This is a genomic window from Pedobacter sp. V48 (assembly GCF_000523515.1).
Lineage (GTDB): Bacteria > Bacteroidota > Bacteroidia > Sphingobacteriales > Sphingobacteriaceae > Pedobacter.
Window position 1 is genome coordinate 112,293 of the sequence record NZ_AWRU01000016.1, and the last position, 23,107, is coordinate 135,399.

Below are 23,107 nucleotides of genomic sequence, written 5' to 3' on the forward strand. Positions count from 1 at the left end.
AACTACCAGTAAATTGTATATAGTGCCACAATTAGCCCGCAAACAATGATTGCCCCGACTGTAAAAGCCCTATTAGTTCTAAACATTTCTTTTTCTATTTCAAGTCCGTTTGTTAGTACACCTCTTCTGGTTTCTATGATGCTAATTGCATACATCACCACAAGACAAATGATAAATACAAAACCCATCCGGTCTAGAAATGGTATTTCATAAAGCATACTTCCATCTCTCTGTTGCACCAGCTTTGAAAAGCCTGTTGAGCTAAGGAATTCCAGGTTCATAAAATTTGGAAGGAATTTGAATATCACTGAAAGCGCAAAACCTCCAACTGTTGCAAATAACGCTGCATTTGAGGTTGTCTTTTTCCAGAAGAAACCTAAGATAAACATGGCAAATATACCTGGCGAGAAAAAGCCGGTATATTCCTGAATAAACTGAAAGCCACCTTTTTTATCGATACCAAGTAAAGGAGAAATGATGATGGCTACAAGCATTGCAAGGATCACAGTAATCCGTCCAATCACTACCTGCTTGTCTTCATTCGCTGTTTTATTGATTACTTTCTTGTAAATATCAAGCGTAAAAATGGTTGCAATACTATTTGCTTTACCAGCAAGGGAAGCAACTACCGCAGCGGTTAATGCGGCAAACGACAATCCCTTTAATCCTGCAGGAAGAAGATTTAAAAGTACAGGATAAGCACTATCTGGAGATACCTCTCCGCCTTGCAGCATATCTGTTTTAAAGTCACCATATCCTTCTTTATATAGAACAAACGCTGCAATACCTGGAAGTACGACGATAACTGGCATCAGTAATTTTAAGAAAGATGCAAAAAGGAGTCCATTTCTTGCTGTTTTAAGATCAGCTCCAAGTGCTCTCTGAGTGATGTACTGATTGCAACCCCAATAGTTAAGGTTTACAATCCACATACCACCTATTAATACAGTTAAGCCCGGCAGATCAAGATAATTCTCATTATCTTTCTTAAAGATCATATGAAAATGCTCTTCAGCGTGAACTTTTAAAAGACTAAAACCTTTCATTACCCCGCTTGAACCGAAATGCGTAGCTACGAGTTCTAATGCCAGATAGGTAGTTGCTAAACCACCCAGGATAAGGAAAAACACTTGAATTACATCTGTATAACCAATTACCTTCATTCCACCAAGTGTAATGATGATGGAGAAAATAGCCAGCAGATACATACACGCAGTAAGGTTAATTCCTGATATGCTATGGATTGCCAGAGCCCCTAAATAAAGTATGGAGGTTAAGTTTACTACTACATATAGTAACAACCAGAAAATAGCCATAATCATTGCTACAGTACCATTGTAGCGCTGATTTAAGAACTGCGGCATAGTGTATATCTTATTTTTAAGGTATACGGGGATAAAAAACACCGCCACAATTATTAAGGTAACAGCCGCCATCCATTCATAGGTAGCAATTGCCAACCCCATCTTAAATCCTGATCCACTCATTCCAATAAACTGCTCTGCAGAAATATTGGAGGCAATAAGGGAAGCCCCTATTGCCCACCAGGTAAGTGAGTCTTTGGCCAGAAAGAAATCCTTAGAGTTCTCCTTATGAGCCTTTTTTTGTCTATAAACCCACCATCCGTAAAACGCAACGATCAGAAAATAAATCAGGAAAACTGCATAGTCCAATGCGCCCAGTGTTTTCATAAATTCCGATTAATGGCTGAATTTAAATGTGTCTGTTGATTAAGTTTTCAAGGAACTCTTGTCTTCCACTTAGTGTTTGTGGCTCACCATTTTGAATTGCATAATCGCGCAGATCTTCAAGACTCAAACTACCATTTTCAAACTCTTTTCCTTTACCGTTGTCGAAAGATGCATATCTGTCTGTTCTGATTTTTTTATAGTCAGAGTTTTGAAGTATATCATCAGCAATAATAAGTGCACGGGCAAACATATCCATACCACCAATATGTGCATAGAACAAATCAGCCTGATCAGTTGAATTTCTACGGATTTTGGCATCAAAGTTTATTCCACCACGGCTAAAGCCACCTGCCTCAAGAATGATCAGCATAGACTCTACCAATTCGTTAATGTTATTTGGGAACTGATCTGTATCCCAACCATTTTGATAATCTCCGCGGTTTGCATCAATAGATCCAAGAAGACCTGCATCTGCAGCTACTTGTAATTCGTGCTGGAAGGTATGACCGGCAAGGGTTGCGTGATTTACTTCTAGGTTTAATTTAAAATCGCCCAGAAGGTCATATTTTTGAAGGAAACCTAAAACTGTTGCTGCATCATAATCGTACTGATGCTTGGTAGGCTCACATGGTTTTGGTTCAATTAAGAACGTACCTTTAAATCCATTCTTTCTTGCATAGTCTTTTGCAGTATGAAGGAAACGGGCAAGATGCTCCTGCTCTCTCTTCATGTCGGTATTTAATAGCGACATGTATCCTTCGCGACCACCCCAGAACACATAATTCTCTCCACCTAATGCAATAGTTGCATCAAGGGCAGCTTTTACCTGGGCAGCACCATGCGTTAGCACATGAAAATCTGGGTTTGTGGCTGCACCATTCATATATCTCCTGTGCGAGAACAGATTTGCAGTACCCCATAATAATTTTACGCCTGTTTCGTCTTGTTTCTGACGGGCATAATCTACCAATGCCTGCAGTCTTCTTTCGTTCTCCTTAATGTCGTTACCGTAATCTACCATATCAACATCATGGAAGCAGTAATACGGGATACTTAGCTTGGTTAAAAACTCAAATGCTGCATCCATTTTATCTTTAGCACGTTCTACAGGATCGCTTTTTTGGTTCCAAGGAAAGATATGGCTTGCTTCGCCAAAAGGATCGGCACCGTTACCACAGAATGAATGCCAGTAAGCGCCGGCGAAACGAAGGTGATCTTTAAGTGTTTTCCCAGCTACAATCCTTTCAGGATCATACCATTTAAATGCCAGAGGGTTGTCGCTTTCACGCCCCTCGAAGTTAACCTTACCGATATTTTTAAAAAATTCGTTATTCAAAGTGTTTACGCTCATGTTGATTTTTTATTTATTTAATGATTCTAATTGTTGTTTAAGAAGTTTTTTCCAGGTTTGATATTCATCCTCCAGTCTCGCATTGGTTGGTTCTACCAGCTTAACAGGCTTTTTATTGCTAAATGCTTCGCTAACAGTTTTAAAGATATTTGCACCAATACCAGCCCCAACAGCTGCACCGTAACTACCGTCGTTTTCATAAAGTTCTACAGGCACGCCTGTTACGTTTACAAAGGTTTGAGAGAAAATATCACTCATAAAAAGATTTGACCTGCCTGCTCTGATTACAGACGGCTTCATTCCATTTTCTCTAAGGATATCTAATCCATAACGGAATGAGAATGCAATTCCTTCTTGTACTGCGCGGAATATATGTGCCTGTGTATGCAGGTTAAGGTCTATTTGTTGCAAATGCGCGCCTACAAGTTTATTATTTAGCATGCGCTCTGCACCATTGCCAAAAGGAAGAACATACAATCCGTTGCTTCCGGCAGCGATTTTACTTGCTGCATTATTCATGGCAACGTAGTCTATTGACGAGCCGATCAGGTTTTTAGCCCATCGGTTCATACTTCCTGTACCGTTGATGCAAAGCAAAACGCCTAAACGTTGATCCTGAGCGGTGTGATTTACGTGAGCAAACGTATTTACACGTGATTGTTTATCGTAAAGCAACTGGTCAGTAACGCCATAAATAACTCCTGATGTTCCTGCTGTTGCCGCTACCTCTCCTGGTTGTGTTACATTTAATGAAAGGGCATTGTTTGGCTGATCTCCTGCTTTATAGGCAACTGGAATACCTGCTTTTAAACCCAGCTTTTCGGCAATCGATTTCTTTACTTGTCCATGTTCAGAAAACACTGGTTTTATCTCGGGAATAATGCTTGAAGAAAAACCAAACTGGCTCATAATATCAGTGGAAATTCCGTTGGCTTTAAAGTCCCAAAGTATCCCTTCTGATAAGGCAGAATTACTAGTAGTAACCTCTCCGGTAAGTTTCATCGCGATAAAATCTCCAGGCAGCATCATCTTTGCTACTTTACTATAGGTTTCAGGTTCGTTCTTTTTAACCCAGGCCAGTTTTGAGGCGGTAAAGTTACCGGGCGAGTTAAGCATACGGCTCAAAACCTGTTCTTTTCCTAAAGCGTTAAATGCTTCTTCTCCAGTTTCTACCGCTCTGCTATCACACCATATAATACTGTTTCTCAGACTGTTTTGCTCTTCATCTACAATAACAAGTCCGTGCATCTGATAAGCTATACCAATGGCCGAAATGTCTAACGGATTGTATTTACCCTTACTGTTACAGTTTAGTATGGCTTGCTGAACATGTTCCCACCACATATCTGGTGACTGCTCTGCCCAACCTGATTTGAGTGAAATAATCTCTGATTCACTATCCGGATATTGTGCACTTGCAAGAATGTCGCCGGACGCAACATCAACCACCGAAACTTTGACAGATGATGTTCCTACATCAATACCTAATAGCAGCATGTTTTCTTTATATATTTGGGTTGAATTAAAATATTAGTATTTGATTAAACGAAATTAGTAAAATATTTAATTTAAGCAATCGATTGCGATAAAAATATTTTATCATATTTACTCGATTAATAAATTGCACTATTGCACAGGGTAGTCATCGGCATTGGGTATGCGCGTCATGGACGCTAGGCACTCCGTCGTCTCTCGTATCGTCGAGATGACGGAGGCGGGAAAAAAAGCAATGAACAACCAAATAAAAAAATAAGATATACTGATGAAAAATCAGAAAAGGACAACGATTTATGATATTGCAAAGAAGCTGAATTTAAATGCTTCCTCTGTTTCCAGGGCTTTAAGTAATAACAGTAATGTTAGTGAAGCAACCCGGAAACTAATTTTAGATACCGCAAAGGAATTAAATTACAAACAAAATAGCCTGGCATCAAACCTAAGGAAAGGTCATAATCAGACCATTGGGGTTATAGTTCCGCGCATCAATCAAAATTACTTTGCTGATGTAATTGCCGGTATCGAGGAGGTTACCTATCAAAAAGGTTATAACCTGGTAATTTGCCAATCCAATGAATCGTCAGCAAGAGAAGTTAAATGTGTAAACACCTTAATTAACCAGCATGTGAGTTGTATCGTAATTTCCCTCAGTGCTGATTTTGAAGATGATAAACACCTTCAAACCATTAAGGAACATGGCATTCCGCTGATCCAATTTGACAGGGTTGCTGAACATCTCGACACTTTTAAAGTACTGAACGACAACGAGCAAGCTTCTATAGACGCGGTAAGTCATTTAATTGAGCAGGGTTATAAAAGAATTGCATTGCTTGAAGGCCCGCAAAATCTGAATATTTTCAGACAAAGAAAAGCGGGTTATCTTGCCGCGTTAAAAAAATTCAACGTCCCGGTATTACCAGAACTAATTAAGGAAAATGCCTGGACAAAAGAACTGGGTGCTGAATCAACTAAGGAGTTACTCAATCTTGCTGAACCACCTGATGCAATATTTGCCTCTACCTCTGATTTCTCTGCCCTGGGTGTTTTGGAAGTAGCGACCAAGATGGGGCTAAAGGTTCCTGAGGAATTAGGAATATGCGGTTATTCAAATGAGGCTTTTACTGAAATAACCAGTCCTTCTATAACTACTATAGACCAGTACAGTGTAAGCATGGGCAAAACAATTGCAAACCTATATTTTCAGGAAATAGAATCTTCAGAAAAAGACAATAACCCTAAGATTGTAAGTATAAAACCAAAACTGATTGTTCGGTCGTCAACGCTGAGAAACAAAACTGAAGATTAATTAGGGTTTATTCCAGTATTTCCTGAAAACTATGTTTAAACTCTTCACCATATATAGCCTTATACTCTTTGCTAAAGGTTTCAAATTTAGTTTTGGCCAATGAGTGCTTTCCTAAATGAACCAGAGCTTTACACTTTATGATCATCGCTTCTTCATTTACCGGATCAAAATAGAATACATAGTTGGCCAGATTGATCAGAAACTCCGGATCATCAGCAATTTTAATCGTAGCTGCATAATGTAAATAAGCATCTATAATCTCATTTGAGAGATCAGATTTAAAGGTATCCAGCCAATCGTATTCTACGTTCGATAAGAAGCTCCCCCTATGTATAATCTTAGTAAGCTCATTCACTCTTGGCTTGTCCATTTCCCCTTTACTGCTTACAATGTTCAGGTACTCGCTATAATCTATTTTTACCTTGGTATCGTCAAAGTCTATCTTCCAGTATCCAGTTTGTTTAGATATCTGACAACCATCCATTTTTTCAAGAATGACCTTTAACTTAGCGATATTCACTGATCTGTTATTTCTTGCGCTATCTGCTGTTTTATCAAACCAGAGAATCTCTGTTAGTTTCTCAGAACTAATGCCCCTGCCCCATTTAATAGTATAAACCAGAACTACCAGAAATAATTCCCTTAATAATGGAGAAAAGTACTTGGTAATGTCTTCCCCTTCCTTATCAAAAAGCTGAAGGTCGCCAAATAAGAAAATAGCGTTTTCATGTTGCTGCTCCACCATCATTTCTACTACTGATGATTCCTGAACATGTGTTTGCGACTTAACGGATCGCTTACTTTTCCTAAGGTATAGGATAAGTCCAACGATGATTAGCAACGGCAAAAGAAATAATAAATACTTTCCTGGCTTCCATGACAACACTTTTGTTGAAGCTGCATAGGCAGCTTCGGGAGGTCCCGACAAAGTATATACTTTAACAGAGGTTGTATTATTTTTCTCTTCATGGAACAATACCACAGCTACAAACTTTTTACTTGCCGGGCAGTAAAATAAGTCCGCAAACGAATAAATATCATGAAAAGGATAAGGGATTGAATTACCTACCAGCTTGTATGTTGGCGAACGCAATGATCCTTCGATAAGTTGCAGAGAAGAATTAAAGCTATTATTTGGGAAGGTTAAGGCAAAGTAGGTGTCTTCTTTTTCATTGATCACCATTGAGTTTGCGAAAGCAAATTCTTCGGCGGGAGGGCTTAATTCAAATATCTTCTTAAATGTTTTATGTTTAACATCATAAAAATTAAGGTCATAAATATTTTTAGGGTTTAATATTTGCTGGCCGGTTGCGCTTCCATATCCACCCAGTATATAAGCTCCGTCTTTTACTGCGCCCAGCGCGGAAAGGTATCTTGGCGTAAAATCGCCCGAAGCTTTAATGGTAGTCCATTTCTTATCTGGAAAGTGATAACGTTCAATACTTTTTCTATAAGTATATTGGCCGTAGCCTCCTAACATATACAATGACGAATCAGCCGCCGAATAGAACTTATTAGGGTGCCAATAATTGGTAATCACATCTGGAGTCAGATAATTTTTATCCCACGTCTTATTGGCAAAATTAAAATCGGCAACAAGTTTTTGGTCTATATAAAAATTGAATAGTTTATCGGCAGTTGTATCATAGATTGCCTGATTACCAGCAAATAAATGTTGTTTGCCCGAAGAATAATCCAGATAGGTTAACCCATTTGAAACAACATTGTAAGTAATTAATGAGTCTTCGGTAACTACATATAAGCTTTCCGTTTTTGCATTTAAAGCTACACTTGCTAGCCCCCTAATATTAAAGGTTTTAACCAATTCCCAATCGTGATGCATCTTCTTTATCCAGATAGGATTTATGACCAATCCATCCTTCCCTTTTATTTTTTCTGTAACTTTTGTTCCACCCTTTTCATCCAGAGGCCAATAATAACTAACCTTTTTATTCTCTGTGATTCTAACATCTTTTATGTTCATTGGAGGGACATCTTTTACGCTGAAGTCTTTGTAGTTGTTGGCCCCTAGAAATATTTTATAGCAATTATTCTTAAAGCCAACCTTTTGCTTATAAGACTTGCCATCGGCAAGCATGGTAAGTTCCCGCCGGTCCACATCAAACTTAAGCTTCAGGGTATGCCAGTTCTTATACAGCTTGTTGGTATCAATATCAAAAGCGATATCAGATATCTTATCTCCTACTATAAGTTTAAAGTGTTTATTTTCATCGAACCTCATGTCGTAAATAAGGTCTATGTTGCGCTTGTCCTGGTCAATTAATCTAAAAATATAACCAAAATGATCTGCATAGCCAGGCATAAATGACAGGTCAAATGATAATTCGAAACTACGGTCAAAACATAAAGGACGCTCGGGGCTAAGATCAAGGGCTGTTCTTTTGTCCTGAACTACTTCGTGTCCGGCAAACCCAAGTCCGTACGACTGGCTGTAAACCGGTACCGATGCAATAAGCAGTAGCAGTAAAAAAGCAGTGTAAAATTTTAATCCCATAGTATTTTTAATCTTAACCTCTATTGCTTCGGAATAATGGAATACGCCTTTTAAACTTGTTTTCAATTGTCGGGAAAATCATAACGTGATGGTACTTAAAGGCCAGCGTTTTCAAGGTCTATTTTTGAGCTATTTGGCACGCCAAGATAACTTTTTTGATTAATATTTTTAACAAGATCACGACAATTATACAATTATCATTTTATTAATATCTGCTCTATTTTCTTTTTTCCAAGCCATTTTCGCCTATCTGACAAAGGTTTTTCAAATTATTTGACACGTTAATTCAATATTAAGTATTTATTAATCGCAGAAAAATAAGTTTATCAATAAATACGAAGAATACCCATTTACAACGATACACCAATCGTTCATTTCTTCGGGAGCAAAACAACCAAATATAACCAAGTATGAATTTTAAAAAGATTATCCTTTTATCTCTATCCTGCCTGTTCATCTATAAAGCGCAGGGACAAATAAAACATAGCAAGCAAACATTATATCCAACTWRYWAAGNATYGGTTATGGCAGGTTACCAAGGCTGGTTTAGAGCCGTGGGTGATGGTACCGATTCCAAAAGATATRMTNTWTGNNNGCKATGWWWWAYKWRKCMSYRYNGAYWTRTRGMYMRAYRKGMRWNARTWTKWNAGTTNACNTKATAAWACCCCTTTTAAATTAAGCAGCGGACAACCGGCAAAGTTTTTCAGTTCACATGATAAAAGTACGGTAGATCTTCATTTTAAATGGATGCAGCAGTACGGTGTCGATGGCGTATTTATGCAAAGATTTTTCGGCAATGCCAAGCATAAAGATAAAGCAGCATTAACCATATTAAAAAATGCTTTTGAAGCCGCCTCCAAATATGAACGGGCTATAGCGGTGATGTATGATCTCTCGGGGTTAAGTGCATCAGGTGAAGATTGCTCTGCAATAATTGAAGACTGGAAATACCTGGTTGATGAGTTAAAAGTAACAAATCAAACAGGTAAGAAAACATATTTACATCATAATGGAAAACCTTTGGTTACGATTTGGGGTGTTGGCTTTCCCGACCGCCCATATAACACCCGTAATATCGGTTTAGAGAAATTGATTGATTTCTTAAAAAATGATCCGGTGTATGGCAACTGTTCTGTAATGCTGGGTGTCCCTACGTCGTGGCGCACGCTAAATGCCGATTGTATTAATGATCCGTATCTACATGAATTAATTAAAAAGAGTGATATCGTTTTACCATGGACAGTTCAACGTTATAGCGGACTGCTTCATAATGATATGGACAGATTGCGCGATAATACTATAGATGATATTAAATGGTGCAAAGACAACAACCTTGATTATGTGCCTTGTGTGTACCCTGGTTTTAGCTGGCACAATTTAAGTAAACAGGAATTTCCTGATGATGTAAAACCAGTTGGTTCGATACCAAGACAAGGTGGTAGATTTTACTGGCAACAGATAGCCACCACACTTAATGCCGGGGCTTCGATGCTATATGTAGCTATGTTTGATGAGGTGAATGAGGGAACAGCCATTTTTAAAGGATCTGATAACCCTCCGGTAAGTTCTACTACCTCATTTATTAATATGGATGGTAAGCCATCAGATCATTACCTGTGGTTAACAGGGGAAGCTGCCAAAATGCTGAGAAACCAAAAGCCACTTACGTTAAAGATGCCTGAACGTAAATAATATAAGACTTTTTAAACCGGAGGTATTTGCGCTTCCGGTATTTTTTACAAGCACTCGGCAATCGATTGCTTAAATCATAAACCAAATATAACCATGAGCAGTTACAGATCACTTCCTCCATAAGCATGGCCTACCTTAAGCAAGGTTTGCTTTAATCGGACAATAATCAAACAATAAATTAAACCAAAAAGATAAACAGTATGAAAAAATTTAAATACCTACTTACACTATTTTTTCTATTTCCACTCGTTTTGCTGGCCCAGCAATCGGTAACAATAAGTGGAAAAGTAACAGACGCTGCCGGAGGCCTTGGCATACCGGGAGTAAGTGTTAGGGTAAAAGGAACCAACACCGGTACCTTAACAAATACCGACGGAACATTTTCTTTGAATGTTCCAGGTCCAGACGCCTATATACAATTCACTTCTGTAGGATTTGCCCCGCAGGAAATTCAGGTAAATAACAAAAGAGAATTTCAGATCATCTTAAAGCAAGACAATAACAACCTGGAAGAACTGATTGTAGTTGGTTACGGTACACAGAAAAAAGCTACTGTAACAGGTTCCGTTGCTACCTTAAAAGGAGAAGAACTTGTGGTTACAAAGAACGAAAGTGTTGTAAACATGTTAACAGGTAAAGTACCCGGTATACGTGTTCTACAGAAAACTGCTGAACCCGGTTCTTACGCAAACAACCTAAACATCAGAGGTTTTAAAAGCGATCCTTTAATTGYWWTYSMTRSASKAMKYKSYKSMGAYCWNAKCNAACACTGGGAAGAATGGATCCAAATGAGATAGAGAGTGTCTCTGTACTAAAGGATGCTGCTGCTTCAATATATGGTATCAGGGCTGCTGGTGGTGTAATTTTGGTAACTACAAAAAAAGGCAACAAAAGCGGCAAAGTAGATATAAACTACTCATTTAACCAGTCTTTCCAAACATTTCTAGGCATGCCTGAAGGTGTAGGTGCAGTAGATTATATGTTGATGACCAATGAGAAGAATAAACACAATTTTGATGCTAACTTCATCAGCAACCAACCTCCTAAGTTCTCTTACAATGACATCAAACCATGGCTTGACGGCACATACAAAGAGACTAACTGGATAGACCTCGCATTTAAAGATACGGCACCTCAGTTAATGCACAATTTAAACGTTAACGGCGGCAGCGATAAGATCAGCTATTTCTTCAATCTTGGTTATCAGAAGCAGGATGGTGTATTTAAAAGCGGAGATTTAAACTACGATAAATATAACTTTCGTTCGAATGTTACGGTAGACATCACAAAGGGTTTAAAAGCACAGGTGTTGGCCTCTGGCATGATGGATGAAAAAAACCAGCCGTATACTGATCTGTGGACAATCTACAAATATGCATGGAACCAGATTCCAACAAAGCAGGTATTTGCAAATGATAACCCCTTATATCCAAGTGTTATTGATGATAACATGAATCCTGCAATCATTACTGAGGCAGATAAAGTTGGTTTAAAAACATTTAAACAAAAGAATTTTGTTGGTCAGTTAAACTTACAATACGATATACCCGGCATTAAAGGTTTAAATGCAAAGGCATTGTATAATGTTGACTATAATGTTAGCGACAATAACGAAATAAGAAGAGAATACACTTTATATACTTATAAAGCAGACACTGATACTTATTTGCCAAGCAAAGTGCAAAGCCCTTCGCGCGTACGTCGCTCCTACTACACCAGGTTCAACACTTTAAGCTCATTGTCTTTAAACTATGCTAATACATTTTTTAATGATCATAATATAGCTGCAACCCTTGTTTATGAGCAAAGTCATCAAACAGGTGATAATTTTTACGCGCAAAGAGATACAGAAATCCCTGTCGATTATCTGTTTGGTGGTTTACCAAACGGCCAAATGCAAGGTGGTATGGACATAAACGGATTAAACGACATTGCATTTCAGAGTATAATAGGCAGGTTGAACTATGATTATAAAGGAAAATATCTTGCAGAGTTTATTTTCCGTAGAGATGGTTCTAATAAATATCAGCCAGGAACCAGTGATCAGTTCGGATTCTTCCCTGGAGTATCTGTGGGTTGGGTGGTAACGAAAGAGAACTTTTTCCGTAACCTTATTCCAGAGAACATCCTGGGCAGCTTAAAATTCAGAGCTTCTTATGGCAAACAGGGTGACGAAAGAGGAAGAGCCTTTAATTATCTATCAGGATTTAACTACCCTGTAAATTCTTACATATTTGGATCAAGTGCAGTTAACGGCTCCTCACAAAGACTTGGCAACCCAGGATTAAGCTGGGCCGTTAACACTAAAAAGAATATAGCTGTAGATTTTAGCTTCCTTGGCGGTAAACTGGATGGTACTTTTGAAGTATTCAGAAGTGATAGAACCGGCTTAGAGGCCACTCCGGCAGTAGCATTACCAGGTACAGTTGGTGCTGATGTTCCACAGATAAATATCAATAGTGACAGGGTTCAAGGAATGGACTTAATCCTTTCACATAGAAGCACTATTGGTAATGTTGGATTAAACATTAGTGGTAATATTGGTACAACACGTGCCCAATGGTTAAACATTCTTCAGGGCAGAGCCGGTAATGAGCGCGAAAACTGGAAGAATGGACAGGTAAACAGGTATCAAAATATTTGGTGGGGGCCTGAATATGCCGGCCAGTTTACCAACTACCAACAGATATACAATTATGCTGTGAATATGGGTGGCGGTAATAATGGCGTAATACCAGGAGATTACTACTACCAAGATTGGAATGAAGATGGTGAAATCAATGATAAGGATGATCATCCTATTGCTACCAATGATATCCCACTGGTGAATTATGGTATGAGTATAGGCGTAGCCTACAAAGGGTTTGACGTAAATGTACTTTTACAAGGAGCGGCAGGTGTATATGTACAATATGATGAATTATTTGCAGAGCCGCTTGCCTTTGAAAGAAGTTCATTAACACGCTTTCTGGATAGCTGGCATACTGTAGATCCCAATGCTAATATTTATGATCCTAATACACAATGGACGCCGGGTTTTTATCCTGCTATGGGGTCTCCAAGGGCAAAAGGAACAAAAGCTGTACAAAATGCAAGTTATTTACGTGTAAAAACGCTTGAACTTGGATACACCATTCCTGCAATAGCATTACAGAAAATAGGTGTTAAAAAACTTAGAGTGTATGTAAACAGTTACAATCTGGCAACTTTTACAGGACTGAAAAACTATGACCCTGAACATCAAGGCCCTAAGCCGGGTGAAGATTTTGGAGTAGCCCTGGGGGGATATACCTATCCTATGAACAGAACTTTTAATCTGGGAGCTAACATCACCTTTTAATCTTATTGAAATATGAAAAGTATACATAAACTAATTATAGCAATATCTATAAGCGTAGGGGCACTCGTAACCTCTTGCCAAAAGCTAGATATTCCACCTACTAATATTTTCACACCAGATATCATATTTGGCAGTGAGGCCGGCGTAAAATCCTTTTTGGCAACCATTTACAGAGGCCTACCAATTGAAGATTTTAAGTACAGACCCGATCAGGGCTTCAAAACGGGTGGTAACGATTGGGAGAATTTCTTTAACTCAGCCTCAGTTACAGGTGAAGAAGTTGGGCCTTTTGGTGGAATGGATATCGGGGGCGGCTTTGGCTACTGGCCATACGGCGATATCAGAAACGTTAATATTCTGATTGAAGAGTTACCAAAACATGCAGATAAGCTTGGACAGGCCAATGTAGATGCATTACTGGGCGAGGCGCACTTTTTAAGGGCATACTATTATTTCGGACTAGCCAAACGTTATGGCGGGGTTCCAATTGTAACTACAGTACAAGACCCGGGTGCACCGCTTTCAGAATTACAGGTACACCGTGATAAAGAAGAAGCAACATGGGATTTCATTGGTGCAGAGCTTGATCTTGGTTATCAGATGATGAACGAAACCAATGAGTTAGGTAGGGCCAATAAATACGCTGCTGCTGCATTAAAATCAAGAGCAATGCTTTATGCGGGTACTATAGCCAAATATGGATCTGCAAACTTTGTTGATGGCCAGGCCAGAGCCGAAGGATTTGCAGGCATACCTGCAGACAAAGCCAATGGATATTTCACCAAGGCATACGATGCTGCCAAATTACTGGAAGGACACTATTCACTTTATGAGAAAAACTCAGATAAAGTACAGAACTATGTTGATCTTTTTCTGAAAAGCGAAAGTCCTGAAAACATCTTTGTTAAACAGTATTCGATCATTTCTGGTACAGCACACAGCTGGGACGCTACCATGTCGCCTCGCTACATGACTGCTAATGCACTTACCAGATCATACCCTACCCTTGATTTGGTACAACGCTGGGGCAACTTGCCGGTAACCAATCTAGATGGAACACCAAAACGTTTCAATGATCGTGCAGAATTAATGCAGGGACTTGAACCAAGATTACTGGCCACCGTTTATTTCCCGGGAGCAACCTTAAGAGGCCTTACATTTGATATGCAAAGGGGTATTTATCCTTCATTCAACGGCACAGCAGCAGCAGAAGTTGCAAAGCCTGCTAACTCACGCAGCTACATACTTTCAGGAGATACCAAAACTTTATACCAGGGAAGAATGATTATTGGTTTTACAGGACCATGGACCGGTGGTGATGAACTGACCCGTACAGGTTTTTATGTAAGAAAATACATTGATGCTGCAAAACCAATTTCAACTGTTGACCTCAACAGAAGTGAGCAGCCATGGATTGATCTTCGTTACGCTGAAATACTATTAAACAGAGCAGAAGCAGCTATGGAACTTGGCAACGCCGGCGATGCGCTAACCGTGATCAACATGATCAGGAACAGAGCAGGTGCAACTCCGTACACTTCAATTGATATAGACAAGATCCGCAATGAACGAGGAATGGAGCTGGCTTTTGAAAATCAATACTACTGGGATTTAAAAAGATGGAGGATTGCAGATGTGGTTTTAAACAACGCCAGATTTAAGGGCCTTATGCCTTATTATGTATTTAACGAAAACAAATACATCTTTTTGTCAGAACCTGAATTGTTCCAGCGTAATTACAATTTCGATAAGAAATTCTACTACGAACCAATACCTGGGGGTGAACTTGGTAAAAACCCTAATCTATACCCTAATAATCCTAATTACTAAGAATATAAAATTATAAGATATGAAAAAACTGATTAGTAGAATATTGTTGGGCGCAACTATACTGGCAAGTTCTGCATGTACAAAAATAGATAACTATGATGGCCCTAATGCTTCATTCGAAGGAAACCTTATTTCCTCAGAAGGTGGCAATTTGCTTACCTCGCAAGGCAGCAGCCAAATAAGACTGGAGCAGATCAGCTGGAGTGCTACACCATCCCCGCAGGAAATACCAAGCAAATTCGATGGTACGTTTAAAGATTCAAAACTCTTTAAAGGAACTTACAAAGTAATACCTAAGGGCGGTGCTTTCTGGCCACTTTACGATACCCTCACAGTCGATATTAATAAGGGTACAAAGCACGATTTTACCGTTACTCCATATATTCTTATCAAGAATTTCACTGCGGTGCTAAATGGCAAAACGTTAACATTAAAATATACAATGGAGGCGCCTATTGGCGCGGGTTTACCAACGATTATAGAAACTCAGCCATATGTTAACAATACCAAACTTGTAGGTGCAGGTGCTTCCATCAGAGATTTTTCTGACATCTATAAGAAGGCGATTAATAAAGAATGGGCAGATATGACTGATGCAGATAAGTCTGTTACTATCGATATCCCTGATATGTTGCCAGGCAGAAAGTTCTTTGTAAGAGTAGGAGTTCGCTTGAATGATAGTTTCAAGAGCTCCAATTTCTCTGACATTATAGAAATAGACGTACCGGCTAATTAATTGAACCTAACAAAATATACTGATGAAGAAGTTTAGGATATTGTTTTTCTCTTTTGCAACCATAGCTTGTCTGGCATCGTGCTCTAAAAGCAATGGTATAAAAGATCCCGATCCGGAAGTAAAGCCACCGGCTACTCAGGATAAAGTGTATGACATGACCGGGGTAGTTTACAAATCTTATACTGGCTTGGTAATGGCTGGTTATCAGGGTTGGTTTGCTGCCGAGGGAGATGGTTCACAGCGCGGCTGGTACCACTACCAAGGCAATGGCGGTTTCTTCCCCGGAAACACCAATGTAGATTTCTGGCCAGATATTACCGAGTATACCAAAAAGTATAAGTCGCCTTTTAAATTTGCAAACGGTTCTGACGCTTACTTATACAGTCCTTACGATGAAGAAAGTGTTGATCTTCATTTCAAATGGATGAAGGATTACGGCATCGACGGTGTACATATGCAACGCTTTGTAGGTGAGATTAAATCTTCAAATGCATCCGGAAAAAGACACTTCAATAAGGTGTTGGCTAATGCACTAAAAGCGGCTAAGAAATATGGCAGGGCAATTAGTGTAATGTATGACCTGAGCGGCTGCTCAAGTGCCGATGTTGCTTATCTGGAGCAGGACTGGAATGAACTACAAAGCCTTTTTAAACTTTTTGACAGTAAAGAGAACCCCACCTATTTATATCACAACGGCAGACCATTGGTAACTATATGGGGTGTGGGTTTTAATGACAACAGAAAATATACTATTTCTGACGTAACCACGCTGGTAGAAAAACTGAAAGGGCCAGATAATAAGGTAGCTGTTATGCTGGGGGTTCCTTTTTACTGGAGAACACTGGGCGATGATACCGAAAAATCGCCTCTGCTGCATGCATTGATAAAAAAAGCGGATATAGTTATGCCATGGGCTGTAGGTAGATTTAGCTCCGGAAATTACAACGAACGGATAACTTATGATGACATTCAATGGTGCAAGGCTAACAAGGTAGATTATGTACCACTAGTATTTCCAGGCTTTACCTGGGGTAATATGCACAAGGATGCCAGCCTTTATTATCAGATACCACGCCTAAAAGGTGATTTCTTGTGGCAGCAAATTGCCGGTGCAAAAAATGTTGGTGCAAAATCATTATATGTAGCCATGTTCGATGAAATTGACGAGGGCACAGCCATATTTAAGGCGGCCCGGGAAGCCGATACACCGCTGAATGGAGATGCCGGACTAAGATTCGTTGGAATTGAAAACGATCTGGCTTCTGATTACTATTTATGGCTTACAGGAAAGGGCGCAAGTTGGTTTCATGGCGACCCAGGTTTTACCAGGGTTAAACCAGTTAGATAACGAAGAAATTAATGTTAAACTTTTAAAACAAAGGAAATGAGATTAATAAAAAATATGATGGTATGTTCCATCGCCCTGATCGGGCTTACGGTAACCAGCTGTAAAAAGGAAACTTACACTTCAAGAGATACCAGTCATTTGGCACCCTTACCAGAGGAACCGGAAGAACCGGCTGATCCTACGCTAGTGGTATTTGACAATGCTGATGTTAAGGATGGGTGGCAAACTGTTGGTGATCCTGTCATTGAAACATCAGGAGCTAAAGAAGGCAGCGGCTACCTTAAAAATACCATAAAAAGCGGAGATGACTTCATGCAATTTATAAAGCATTTAGCTACTCCATTAGATTCTAAACTTACCACAGCTAATGGCCAGTTCTCTTTCTGGTGGTATATTTCTGATGTATCAGCCATTAAGGAAGATGGACAAATTGAGATCACCAGTGGTGGGGATGCAGATAAGGATGAGTATGGATGGTCTGTAGCTAAATTATTGCCTACTTTAAAAAATGGCTGGAACCAGGTAAATCTTAATTTAAGAGATGCAGATGTATCTGGTGCGCCAAGTCCCGCTGCCCTTAATTTTTTCAGGGTATTTTTCTGGACAAAAACTAAAGATCACTCGGATGTGATTACCGGTGTAGATGGACTGGTACTTAGAGCAGTACCGGCAGCTCCGGCTGTTTCTTTTGAAAATGCGGATAAACCAGATGGCTGGGAAACTGTGGGTGCTCCTGTTATTGAAACAGCTGGCAAAAAAGAAGGCACAGGTTATCTTAAGAACACCATAGCAAATGGTGGAGACTTTATGCAGTTTATCAGAAAATTTGAAACACCGTTTAATTCAACGTTCAACAAAAGCAATGGTCAGTTTAAATTCTGGTGGTATATATCTGATGTTTCCAATATCAAAAAAGATGGTTCTATAGAGCTTACCAGCTCCGGAAAGGCCGATGACCACGAATCTGCCTGGGATGTAGCGCCATTAGTGGATAATTTAAAGAATGGCTGGAATGAAATTACACTTGATTTTGATAAAGCAATTAATACAGCAGACGGTGGCGCAGACTTTACTGCCATTAATTATTTCAGGGTATTCTTTTTTACCACTAGCAAAGATCATCCGGATGTGGCTGTGGGTATAGACGATCTTCGTTTTACAGGGAAATAATCATGATCATGAAAAAAAATAACATTGCCTTTCTGCTGGCCTTATTTGCTTTAACGAGCAGTTGCTCAAAAAAGAGTTCTAAAGAAATCACTTCTCCCGATAAACCGGGGGAAGTGATCGACACAACCCCCTCTCCGGTTGGCGATGTGGTTGGCAAAATCACTGTTGGCTATCAGGGTTGGTTTGCAGCAAAAGGTGATGGCTCTCCAATTGATGCCTGGTGGCATTATACTCAGGATTGGGGGAAGATTCCTTCCCCCACCAATCTGGGGATAAAATCATGGCCGGATGTTAGGGAATACACAGAAACCTTTCAAACTGGTTTTGCAGATCTTGGTAACGGACAAGCTGCAAAGTTATTCTCATCGTTTACTACTCAAACAGTAAACACACAGTTTCTTTGGATGCAGCAAAATGGTATTGATGCAGCCGCGCTGCAGCGCTTTAATCCAAATGGAATTGAAGGCCCCGCACGCGATGCCATTACAGCTAAGGTAAAAACCGCGGCAGAGGCTTATGGACGTAAGTTTTACATCATGTATGATGTAAGCGGGTGGACTAATATGCAATCAGAAATTAAAACCGATTGGACAAATAAAATGTCGGCATATATCACTTCATCAGCCTATGCAAAACAAAACGGCAAGCCTGTAGTTTGCATATGGGGATTTGGATTTAATGATAACAATCATCCCTGGTCCGCATCTGTTTGCCTGGATGTAATTAACTGGTTTAAAAGCAAAGGATGTTATGTTATTGGTGGTGTACCTACCCATTGGCGGAAACAGGAGAGTGATTCCAGACCCAATTTCATCAGTGCTTATAAAGCTTTTGATATGCTTTCGCCCTGGATGGTTGGCAGAATTGGCAATGCAAACGAATCTGATGGTTTTTTTATGAATGTAAACAAACCCGATCAGGCTTATTGCAATTCCAATGGAATTGATTATCAGCCTTGCATATTACCAGGTGATTTACAGGAACGCCAGCGTGCGCATGGAGACTTTATGTGGCGCCAGTTCTATAACATGAAAAGAGTGGGTTGCCAGGGAATATACATCTCTATGTTTGATGAGTACAATGAAGGAAACCAGATTGCGAAAACTGCGGAAAATTCGTCCTTTATACCAAAAGGATCATCATTTGTAACACTGGATGAGGACGGTACTGCCTGTTCATCAGATTATTATTTGAGATTAACCGGTGATGGAGGGAAAATGTTTAAAGGGCAAATTGCACTTACAGCTGTGCGTCCAACTAGTCCGATGTGAGTTTTTCTAATGTTTCCCTAAAACTTCTCTCTTAAATAATACACTTTATCCGTTACTTAGAGAATTAAAATTCCTTTACCTTTAATACCATTAAAAACAAAAAACAAATGAAAATCACGACTAGAAACAACTCCCTAGCAAAAGCATTAACAATGCTGTCATTAATATTGATCATGTTTAGTGCCGCATCGGCCTCTGCCAAGAAAAACCCAAGAATCCTTGTGTTCTGTAAAACAGCTGGATTTCATCATGATGCAATTGCAGTAGGAACTACAGCTATTATTAAATTAGGAGCAGAAAATAATTTTGATGTTGATACCACAACCAATTCAGAGAAGTTCACTGCAGATAATTTAAAAAATTATAAGGCAGTAGTGTTTTTTAATACTACCGGTGATGTATTAAATGATACGCAACAAGCTGTTTTTGAGAAATATATTCAAGGCGGGGGTAACTTTGTAGGTGTACATGCCGCTACTGATACTGAGTACGACTGGCCTTGGTATGGTAAACTGGTAGGTGCTTATTTTGTTAGTCACCCAAGTCAGCAAGAGGCTTCTTTAAATGTAACAAACCGCAACCACATTTCTACAAAACACCTTCCGGAAGTTTGGAAAAGAAAAGACGAATGGTATAATTTCAAATGGGTAGCCGACGGCTTAAATGTATTAATTTCTATTGATGAGAAAAGCTATGATGCCGGTAAAGGAAAAATGGGCGATAAACACCCAATGGCATGGTACCATGAATATGATGGTGGTCGCGCTTTCTACACTGAACTAGGTCACACAGATGAATCTTATGCTGATCCACTTTATCTTAAACATCTTTTAGGGGGGATCAAATATGCTTTGGGTGTGAAAAAATAAACACACCCTCAACCCAAAACACACAAAACCAAATACACAATGAAACCAAATAAACAATGGGTATTGGGCATGCTCGGCTTGTCCATGCTCGTTTATACTTGTAAAGTATCTCAAAATACTTTAAAACGAGACGCCAATGGAAAGGTAATCGTAAACACCAACCCCTCTCCTGCTTATCTAACACCGCAGGAGAGTCTTAAAACCATCCACCTTCCTAAAGGATACCACCTCGAACTTGTAGCCAGCGAACCAATGATTCATGAGCCTGTAGCAATTGCATGGGACGGGAATGGACGCATGTATGTTGCAGAGATGAATACCTATATGCAGGATGCTGAAGGTACAGATGAGATGAAACCGGTATGTACCATTAAAAGATTGGAAGACACCAATGGTGATGGAAAAATGGATAAATCGGTAGTTTTTCTTGATAAGTTATTACTTCCAAGAATGATCCTTCCACTTGATGATCGCCTTTTGGTTGCCGAGACTTTTGACAACAGTATTTATAGCTACCGTGATACCAATGGAGATGGCGTAGCAGATGAAAAGAAAATGGTTTTCAAAAATGAGTCAGAAAACAAAAGTAATCTGGAGCATCAGCGAAGCGGTTTAGTATGGAATCTAGACAATAAGATCTATGTAACTGTAGAAAACGTTCGTTACAAATTTGAGGATGGTGTATTAAAATCTGAGAATCAGCATGAAGGTTCTGGCGGTCAGTGGGGTCTTGCGAATGACAACTACGGCCGACTGTTTTTTTCAGCAGCAGGTGGCGAAGCTCCTGCCGTAAACTTTCAACAAAATCCCTACTTTGGATATTTAGACCTTGGCGAACAGTATAACGATAAATTTCAGGATGTTTGGCCTATAATTTCTACACCAGATGTTCAGGGAGGTTTAGGTCGATTACGTCCGGACAGTACGCTAAATCATTTTACAGCTTGTACAGGCCAGTCTGTTTTCAGAGGAAACTCATTACCAGATGATCTGAAAGGAGATTTATTGATCTGTGAACCTGTAGGCAGACTGATCAGAAGAGCCAAGGTNSYRAATANCCAANRGTANRRATWWYSYTRAAARWWGCGTACGAGAAAGAAGAATTCATTGCTTCTACAGATATGAATTTCAGACCTGTAAACAGCGTAACAGGCCCTGATGGATGTGTGTATATCGTAGACATGTACCGGGGAATTATTCAGGAAGGTAACTGGACAAGAAAGGGAACTTACCTGCGTAACCAGATTGATCAGAAGCAATTCGACAAAAATATTGGCCGGGGACGTATCTATAGATTGGTTCACGATGGTATTAAGCGGGATAAGACCGTTCCAAATATGCTAAGCCTTACCAGTGATAAATTGGTTCCGTACCTTTCGCATCCTAACGGATGGTGGCGAGACAACGCCCAGAAACTTATAGTAGTTCGTGGAGATAAATCTGTTGTACCTGCGCTAAAGGAACTGGCTTTAAACTCACCTATGCAGCTGGCACGTATTCATGCCCTATGGACGATGAACGGTCTGGATGCTTTAGACAGACCTACCCTATTAGCTGCATTGAAAGACAAAGATGCTGAGGTAAGAAAAACTGCATTATGGATTAGTGAAGAGCCAATAAGAAAAGGAGATGAAAGTCTGGTATTGGCAGTTGAACCACTAAAAAATGATCCTAGTGCTGATATTCGTTTGCAACTTGGATTATCATTAAGGTTTAATAATTCTGATAAAGCACAACAAATCATAGCCGACATTATTAAGGATCATCCTGAAGACATAGTGTTTGCAGAGTCTCAGAAGAAATATCAGAGACAAATTGAGGCTAAAGCTACTGTGGAAAAGAATTCGAAATTAATGGCTGCTGCCGATCAGAAATTAATAAACGATGGCGCATTAATTTTTAAACAGCTTTGCGTTACTTGTCATGGTGCAGAAGGTAAAGGTGTACTTAATGGTGGTAAAGATATGCCAGCTCCCCCATTGGCAGCCAGCAAAGATGTGAATGGCGATCCTGAAAAAATAATACGTATTTTGCTTCACGGCTTATCGGGCCCCGTTAATGGAAAAACATACGCAGATGTGATGCCTGCTCTTGGAAGCAATAATGATGAGTACATTGCATCAGTGATCAGTTATATTCGTAATGACATTGGCAACAAAGCATCTACAGTAAAGGCTGCTGATGTTAAAAAAGTACGTGAGCAAACTGCCGGAAGAACCAAAAACTGGACATGGCAGGAATTAAATACATTGAAGAAATAAGGATAGATTGAAATAAGAAGACATTGATATCAAAAAAAAGCTGATCATTATTCATGATCAGCTTTTTTTGTTCTTTATTCGTCCGTTATTCTAGAACGCCTTAACGGTATACTATGTTTTACGCAATACTATCAATGTGCAGCACTATCAATATGCTACACTATTAATGTGCTGCTGCAGCAGCTGGCACACTGCTCTTCACATTCTTTTGCCAGAAGAAAAATATAACA

The 23,107-nt window shown here is 39.5% G+C and carries 14 protein-coding genes and 1 pseudogene; 11 read left to right on the forward strand and 4 right to left on the reverse strand.

The window, feature by feature from the left end; translation table 11 throughout:
* Window positions 1–2 precede the first annotated feature (2 nt).
* Genes N824_RS15780 through N824_RS15790 form a run of 3 tightly spaced genes read right to left on the reverse strand, consistent with a single transcriptional unit; the run spans window position 3 to window position 4,539 of the window.
* Entirely contained in the window at window positions 3–1,691 is a 1,689-nt protein-coding gene (locus N824_RS15780) for a sodium/sugar symporter (RefSeq protein ID WP_048906118.1), read from the reverse strand.
* A 22-nt stretch (window positions 1,692–1,713) separates the two neighbouring features.
* Entirely contained in the window at window positions 1,714–3,042 is a 1,329-nt protein-coding gene (xylA, locus tag N824_RS15785) for a xylose isomerase (protein WP_048906119.1), read from the reverse strand.
* Window positions 3,043–3,051: 9 nt separating this feature from the next.
* On the reverse strand, window positions 3,052–4,539 hold the full coding sequence (locus N824_RS15790) for a xylulokinase (protein WP_048906120.1): 1,488 nt from the start codon (window positions 4,537–4,539) through the stop codon (window positions 3,052–3,054).
* Between the two features lie 265 nt (window positions 4,540–4,804).
* On the opposite strand from N824_RS15790, the gene N824_RS15795 reads away from it, so the two are divergent.
* Window positions 4,805–5,845, forward strand: a complete 1,041-nt coding sequence (locus N824_RS15795) for a LacI family DNA-binding transcriptional regulator (protein WP_048906121.1) — start codon at window positions 4,805–4,807, stop codon at window positions 5,843–5,845.
* A 7-nt stretch (window positions 5,846–5,852) separates the two neighbouring features.
* On the opposite strand, the gene N824_RS15800 is transcribed toward N824_RS15795, so the two are convergent.
* Window positions 5,853–8,360 (reverse strand): galactose oxidase, encoded by a 2,508-nt coding sequence (locus tag N824_RS15800; RefSeq protein WP_048906141.1) that lies wholly within the window; start codon window positions 8,358–8,360, stop codon window positions 5,853–5,855.
* Between the two features lie 747 nt (window positions 8,361–9,107).
* On the opposite strand from N824_RS15800, the gene N824_RS15805 reads away from it, so the two are divergent.
* The 10 genes and pseudogenes from N824_RS15805 (at window position 9,108) to N824_RS33170 (ending at window position 22,877) form a co-directional block, all read left to right on the forward strand.
* Complete coding sequence (locus tag N824_RS15805) at window positions 9,108–10,052, forward strand: glycoside hydrolase family 71/99-like protein (RefSeq protein WP_200869893.1); 945 nt, start codon at window positions 9,108–9,110, stop codon at window positions 10,050–10,052.
* A gap of 200 nt (window positions 10,053–10,252) precedes the next feature.
* Window positions 10,253–10,849, forward strand: a pseudogene (locus N824_RS15810) (carboxypeptidase-like regulatory domain-containing protein).
* Entirely contained in the window at window positions 10,831–13,392 is a 2,562-nt protein-coding gene (locus N824_RS15815) for a SusC/RagA family TonB-linked outer membrane protein (RefSeq protein WP_048906123.1), read from the forward strand. Before N824_RS15810 ends, N824_RS15815 begins: the two are co-directional and overlap by 19 nt.
* Window positions 13,393–13,404: 12 nt before the next feature.
* On the forward strand, window positions 13,405–15,222 hold the full coding sequence (locus N824_RS15820) for a RagB/SusD family nutrient uptake outer membrane protein (RefSeq protein WP_048906124.1): 1,818 nt from the start codon (window positions 13,405–13,407) through the stop codon (window positions 15,220–15,222).
* A 19-nt stretch (window positions 15,223–15,241) separates the two neighbouring features.
* Entirely contained in the window at window positions 15,242–15,958 is a 717-nt protein-coding gene (locus tag N824_RS15825) for a DUF3823 domain-containing protein (protein ID WP_048906125.1), read from the forward strand.
* Window positions 15,959–15,980: 22 nt separating this feature from the next.
* On the forward strand, window positions 15,981–17,306 hold the full coding sequence (locus N824_RS15830; protein ID WP_052334156.1) for a glycoside hydrolase family 71/99-like protein: 1,326 nt from the start codon (window positions 15,981–15,983) through the stop codon (window positions 17,304–17,306).
* Between the two features lie 36 nt (window positions 17,307–17,342).
* The gene (locus N824_RS15835) at window positions 17,343–18,476 is read left to right on the forward strand and encodes a hypothetical protein (RefSeq protein ID WP_152542323.1); all 1,134 of its coding nucleotides are present in this window, start codon (window positions 17,343–17,345) and stop codon (window positions 18,474–18,476) included.
* A gap of 8 nt (window positions 18,477–18,484) precedes the next feature.
* Window positions 18,485–19,747, forward strand: coding sequence for a glycoside hydrolase family 71/99-like protein (locus N824_RS15840; protein WP_152542326.1), 1,263 nt, complete (start codon window positions 18,485–18,487; stop codon window positions 19,745–19,747).
* A gap of 107 nt (window positions 19,748–19,854) precedes the next feature.
* Window positions 19,855–20,616 (forward strand): ThuA domain-containing protein, encoded by a 762-nt coding sequence (locus N824_RS15845; protein ID WP_048906127.1) that lies wholly within the window; start codon window positions 19,855–19,857, stop codon window positions 20,614–20,616.
* Between the two features lie 1,121 nt (window positions 20,617–21,737).
* Window positions 21,738–22,877 carry a c-type cytochrome gene (locus N824_RS33170; protein WP_200869894.1) on the forward strand — a complete coding sequence of 380 codons (1,140 nt, stop codon included), beginning with the start codon at window positions 21,738–21,740 and terminating at the stop codon, window positions 22,875–22,877.
* Window positions 22,878–23,107: the final 230 nt, after the last annotated feature.

Bases quoted from the DNA above. Each gene is read 5' to 3' on its own strand.
- N824_RS15780 (WP_048906118.1), bottom strand. From the start codon at position 1,691: ATGAAAACACTGGGCGCATTGGACTATGCAGTTTTCCTGATTTATTTT.
- xylA (WP_048906119.1), bottom strand. From the start codon at position 3,042: ATGAGCGTAAACACTTTGAATAACGAATTTTTTAAAAATATCGGTAAG.
- N824_RS15790 (WP_048906120.1), bottom strand. From the start codon at position 4,539: ATGCTGCTATTAGGTATTGATGTAGGAACATCATCTGTCAAAGTTTCG.
- N824_RS15795 (WP_048906121.1), top strand. From the start codon at position 4,805: ATGAAAAATCAGAAAAGGACAACGATTTATGATATTGCAAAGAAGCTG.
- N824_RS15800 (WP_048906141.1), bottom strand. From the start codon at position 8,360: ATGGGATTAAAATTTTACACTGCTTTTTTACTGCTACTGCTTATTGCA.
- N824_RS15805 (WP_200869893.1), top strand. From the start codon at position 9,108: ATGCAGCAGTACGGTGTCGATGGCGTATTTATGCAAAGATTTTTCGGC.
- N824_RS15815 (WP_048906123.1), top strand. From the start codon at position 10,831: ATGGATCCAAATGAGATAGAGAGTGTCTCTGTACTAAAGGATGCTGCT.
- N824_RS15820 (WP_048906124.1), top strand. From the start codon at position 13,405: ATGAAAAGTATACATAAACTAATTATAGCAATATCTATAAGCGTAGGG.
- N824_RS15825 (WP_048906125.1), top strand. From the start codon at position 15,242: ATGAAAAAACTGATTAGTAGAATATTGTTGGGCGCAACTATACTGGCA.
- N824_RS15830 (WP_052334156.1), top strand. From the start codon at position 15,981: ATGAAGAAGTTTAGGATATTGTTTTTCTCTTTTGCAACCATAGCTTGT.
- N824_RS15835 (WP_152542323.1), top strand. From the start codon at position 17,343: ATGAGATTAATAAAAAATATGATGGTATGTTCCATCGCCCTGATCGGG.
- N824_RS15840 (WP_152542326.1), top strand. From the start codon at position 18,485: ATGAAAAAAAATAACATTGCCTTTCTGCTGGCCTTATTTGCTTTAACG.
- N824_RS15845 (WP_048906127.1), top strand. From the start codon at position 19,855: ATGAAAATCACGACTAGAAACAACTCCCTAGCAAAAGCATTAACAATG.
- N824_RS33170 (WP_200869894.1), top strand. From the start codon at position 21,738: ATGAATTTCAGACCTGTAAACAGCGTAACAGGCCCTGATGGATGTGTG.